We start from the raw sequence: 3,441 nt of genomic DNA, 5'->3' as shown, positions 1-3,441 counted from the left end.
GGCCGGCCCCGGGCGCCCGCCCGCCGGCAGCCCGTCCGCGAGGCCGTCCGCGAGGCCGTCCGCGCCGAGCCCGTCCACGAGCGCGTCCTCGGCGGAGATGGCCGTCAGCCGGGCCGCGGTGTCCATGAACGCCGGGTCCGCCCGGTGCACCGCCCGGTAGAGCGGCAGCGCCGCGGCGCTGCGCCCGGCCCCCTCGTACGCCCGGGCCAGCCAGTACCGCAGCTCCTTGCGCTGCGGCTGCTCGGAGCGGCAGCGGGCCAGCGAGGCGGCCAGCGGCGCCTGGGCCTGGGCGCACATGTCGAGGCGCACCCGCGCCATGCCGGCGAACAGCCCGGCCTCGATGCCGAGCAGCGGGTCGTCCAGCAGGCGGTCGGTGTCCCGGATCAGCTGCTCCCAGTCCTTGAGCAGGTAGGAGCGGCAGGCGTACAGGAAGCGGGCGGCCGGGTCCTCGCTGGGGGCCGGACACTGCTCCAACGCCCGGTCCAGCTCGGCCAGGTGACGGCCGTCCAGCCAGTGCGAGGCGTGCGCCAGCGCGAGGTCGCGGGTGTCCTCCAGCACCGGCTGGACCCACCAGCCCAGCCAGTACCAGGAACTGAGCGGCCGTCGGTGCAGCCGCCGCTGCTCGCCGAACCGCTTCTGGTGGCGGTACATGGCCAGCAGCGCGGCCGAGGTTTCGCTGCGCAGCGCGTGCAGTCCGAGCCAGGCGTCGGCCATGCCCGGGTCCAGCCGGACGGCGGCCCGGAACTCCTCCTCGGCCCGGGTGTACGCACCGGCCGTGTAGGCGTCCATGGCGCGCAGCCAGGCCCGGTCGGCGAGCCGGTCCGGCCCGCCCGCCGTGCTGTCGGAACTGTCCACCGTCGTCACTCACGCCCCCCGCGGTGCGGCCCGGGGCTCGGCCGGCGAGTCGCCTGCGCCCAGCCCGGCCGGTGGTCTTCGACCTCTGCGGCGCAACTGCGCCTGGCAGGAATCGTACCGGCGCGGGGCTGATCCGGAAGGGTGCCGCACGGAGTCAAATGCGATCGCGCGAGCGGCCGTTGAGCGGCCGGGCGACGGAACGGGCGGCGGGGGAGCGAGTTTCGGAAGGGGACCGGGCGGCGCCCCCCGCTCACGGGGGAACAAGCCGGGGGCGCCGGGTCCGAGGCGACCGGAACCTCTCGTTCCGGCGGCTGAGGAGAACCTAGGTCCTGACGACGTCGCAGGTCAAGGCGGTGGTTTAAGTTTCACCCACGGTGCCCGGGGCGATCCGGCCGGTCACCCCGTCGACCCGCGTCGCGGCGTACGGACGGCTCGGATCGGCGGCGAAATGCGCCGTTTCGGCCCGGGCCCAGCCCGCCCAGAACTCGGCCAGTTCCGGACCGTCCCGCTCCTCCCCGCGCCGCCGGGCCGAGACGGCGTCCAGCTCCATCCAGATCACCCGCGCCAGCGACGGCCGCACCGCCCGCCGGCCGGCGCCGACCCCCTCCACCAGCACCACCGGGGCGGCGGGCACCGCGGCGGTGCCCGCGAAGCGGCGCAGCGTCCAGTCGTACACCCGGTACTCGGCGTCCCGGCCGGCCGCCAGCGGCTCCAGCACCTGCTCGCGCAGCCGCCCGGTCCACTCGAACGGCTCGCGGTGGGTGGCCAGGTCGTCGAGGTGGACCACCGGGGCGCCGCCGAGCGCCGCCGCCAGCCGTCCGGCGAAGGTGGTCTTGCCGGAGCCGGCGTGCCCGTCCACCGCGACCAGCCGCACCGGCCCGCAGGAGGGCGGCAGCGCGCGCAGCTCCGCCGCGAGCGCGGTCAACCGGTCGTCCGGAACTGACCGGAACGGGGCGGGGAAGGGTTCGGATGCAGCCACAACGTCAACCCTACGGTGCCGTAGCCCGCCACTGCGGACAGTTCATCTGTGCAGGTCGTGACGGCAGCGCGGGTTTCGGGCATACTCGCCTTCGCCACGACTGTGAACGGCCGTTCACCGCAACCCGGTGCCGGTCGGTCCGACCAGCCACACCCGCGCCCGGACCGGCCGACACCTCGGTCCGGCGCCTGATCGAGGAGGCGACCACCGCCATGACCCCCTCCCCTGTGAAAGCCGTGGAGCGCCAGCTGCCCAGCGAGGAGGCCCGCGAGCTGCTGAGCCTCACCCGCGACCTGGTGCAGCGCGAGCTCCAGCCGCGCGCGGCGGAGGACGAGGCCGCGGACCGCTTCCCGCGGGAGGTCTTCCGCACCCTCGGCGAGGCCGGCCTGCTCTCCCTCCCGTACGAGGAGAAGTACGGCGGCGGCGAGCAGCCCTACGAGGTGTACCTCCAGGTGCTGGAGGAGCTCGCGGCCGGCTGGCTGGCCGTCGGGCTCGGGGTCAGCGTGCACACCCTGTCGTGCCACGCGCTGGCCACCTTCGGCACCGACGAGCAGCGCGACAAGTGGCTGCCCGCCATGCTCTCCGGCGACCAGCTCGGCGCCTACTGCCTCTCCGAGCCGCAGTCCGGCTCCGACGCGGCCGCGCTGCGCACCCGCGCCGACCTCGACGGCGAGGCGTACGTGGTGAACGGCACCAAGGCCTGGATCACCCACGGCGGCCAGGCCGACTTCTACAGCGCCCTGGTGCGCACCGGCGTCGACGGCCCCAAGGGCATCAGCTGCCTGCTCGTCCCCGGCACCCAGCAGGGCCTGTCCGCGGCCCCGCCGGAGCACAAGATGGGCATGCGCTCCTCGCCGACCGCGCAGCTGCACTTCGACGGCGCCCGGGTGCCCCGCGAGCGGCTGATCGGCGAGGAGGGGCAGGGCTTCCAGATCGCGCTCGCCGCGCTGGACTCCGGCCGCCTCGGCATCGCCGCCTGCGCCGTCGGCGTCGCCCAGGCCGCGCTCGACCTCGCGGTCGACTACGCCCGTACCCGGCGCCAGTTCGGCCGCCCGATCGCCGAGTTCCAGGGCCTGTCCTTCCTGCTCGCCGACATGGCGACGCAGATCGAGGCCGGCCGCTCGCTCTACCTCTCCGCCGCCCGGCTGCGGGACGCCGGCCGGCCGTTCTCCAAGGAGGCGGCGATGGCCAAGCTGTTCTGCACCGACGCGGCGATGCGGGTGACCACCGACGCCGTCCAGGTGCTCGGCGGCTACGGCTACACCCAGGACTTCCCGGCCGAGCGCTTCATGCGCGAGGCCAAGGTGCTGCAGATCGTCGAGGGCACCAACCAGATCCAGCGCCTGGTGATCGGCCGCCACCTCACGAAGGGCTGACCCTCACGAAGGGCTGACCCTCGCGAAGGCCCGAGGCCTTCCCCCCAACGGCCTCCGGCCGTCACTCCAGGGTGCGGAGTGACGGCCGGAGGCGTTCCCGGCGGGCGTCAGCTCGCCCGGGCGGTGCGGGCGGCCAGCGCCGTCTGCTGGACTCCGTCGCCCGGCTCCATGTGCACGGTGTGCCGGTCGACTGGCAGCCCGCGCTCCGGCCGGGCACCGGGCGCCGGCTCC

2 protein-coding genes and 1 pseudogene are annotated in these 3,441 nt (G+C 75.2%); 1 reads left to right on the top strand and 2 read right to left on the bottom strand.

Features of this window, described 5'->3' with window-relative positions; translation table 11 throughout:
• Positions 1-789 (bottom strand): annotated as a pseudogene (locus ABZW03_RS38755) (CbxX/CfqX); the annotation flags it as partial.
• 424 nt (positions 790-1,213) lie between these two features.
• Positions 1,214-1,780, bottom strand: coding sequence for a hypothetical protein (locus ABZW03_RS38750; RefSeq protein ID WP_355269261.1), 567 nt, complete (start codon positions 1,778-1,780; stop codon positions 1,214-1,216).
• 266 nt (positions 1,781-2,046) lie between these two features.
• Here ABZW03_RS38750 and ABZW03_RS38745 point away from each other — a divergent pair, with 266 nt between their 5' ends.
• Positions 2,047-3,210 carry an acyl-CoA dehydrogenase family protein gene (locus ABZW03_RS38745; RefSeq protein ID WP_355269259.1) on the top strand — a complete coding sequence of 388 codons (1,164 nt, stop codon included), beginning with the start codon at positions 2,047-2,049 and terminating at the stop codon, positions 3,208-3,210.
• Positions 3,211-3,441 lie beyond the last annotated feature (231 nt).

The sequence above is a fragment of the Kitasatospora sp. NPDC004799 genome, assembly GCF_040609095.1.
GTDB lineage: Bacteria > Actinomycetota > Actinomycetes > Streptomycetales > Streptomycetaceae > Kitasatospora.
Note: the sequence above shows the minus strand (reverse complement) of the source record. Positions and strands in the feature narration are given on the sequence as shown.